Source organism: Frigoribacterium sp. Leaf44 (assembly GCF_001421865.1).
In the GTDB taxonomy this organism is placed as follows: domain Bacteria; phylum Actinomycetota; class Actinomycetes; order Actinomycetales; family Microbacteriaceae; genus Frigoribacterium.
The window spans coordinates 31,416-32,638 of sequence record NZ_LMLG01000006.1; the positions used below are offsets into that span (position 1 = coordinate 31,416).

The 1,223-nt window shown below is 72.5% G+C and carries 1 protein-coding gene; it reads left to right on the forward strand.

Annotated elements, in window-relative coordinates; translation table 11 throughout:
* Nucleotides 1–1,153, forward strand: a 1,153-nt coding sequence (locus tag ASE87_RS16680; protein ID WP_235472256.1) for an alpha-galactosidase, incomplete at its 5' end; no start/stop codon positions are given.
* Nucleotides 1,154–1,223 lie beyond the last annotated feature (70 nt).

The window sequence follows — 1,223 nt, forward strand, 5'->3', positions numbered from 1 at the left end:
CGACGACGGCTGGTTCCGGGGACGACGCGACGACCACGCCGGCCTCGGCGACTGGGTGGTCGACGCCGACGTCTGGCCCGACGGCCTGTCACCGCTGATCGACCACGTCACGGGCCTCGGCATGGAGTTCGGCCTCTGGTTCGAGCCCGAGATGGTCAACGAGGACAGCGACCTCGCCCGCGAGCACCCCGAATGGCTGCTTCAGACCGGCGACCGGCTGCCCCCGCGGTCGCGCGACCAGCAGGTGCTGAACCTCGGCATCGCCGGGGCGTTCGAACACGTGCTCGGCCAGATGACGGCGATCCTCACCGAGTACGACATCGCCTATCTGAAGTGGGACCACAACCGCGACCTCGTCGACGCCGGCACCTGGCCGACCGGTGCCGCGGGCGTCCACGAGCAGACCCTCGCGGCGTACCGGCTGATGGACGAGCTCAAGGCGAGGTTCCCCGGGCTCGAGATCGAGTCGTGCTCGTCCGGCGGCGCCCGCGTCGACCTCGGCGTCCTCGAGCGCACCGACCGCGTCTGGGTCAGCGACTGCATCGACCCGCTCGACCGGCAGCAGATGAACCGCTGGACGATGCAGCTGCTGCCGCCCGAGCTGCTCGGCTCGCACATCGCCTCGGGCGTCAGCCACTCCACCGGCCGCTGGCACGAACTGTCGTTCCGGGCCGGCACCGCCCTGTTCGGCCACCTCGGCGTCGAGTGGGACCTCGCCCGGGCGACCGACGCCGAGAACCGTGACCTCGCCGCCTGGATCGCCCTCTACAAGGAGCACCGCCAGCTGATGCACACGGGCGACCTCGTGCGGGTCGACGAGGCCGACCCGTCGCTGCTGGTCTACGGTTCGGTCGCGGCCGACGCGAGCGAGGCCCTGTTCTTCCTCGCCTCCGTCGGACGGTCGGACGTCGCACCGCTCGGCCGCGTGCTGCTGCCCGGGCTCGACCCCGAGCGGCGGTACCGGGTGGCCCCCGTGACCGTGGGATCGCCGGACCACGGCCTGACGCCCCCGCCGTGGTGGGGCACGGCGGACGAGGGCGGCGCCTACCCCGGGGTCGTGCTCGACGGGCGCGCCCTGGCGGTCGCCGGGGTGCAGGCGCCGTCGTCGTTCCCCGAGCGCGTCGTGCTGCTGCGGGTCATCGCCGAGGGGTGAGGGCGGGCGGCTCTCGGTGCCGATGAACCCCGTTCCGTGCGATGAACCACGAAGATGCGTGGTTCATCGC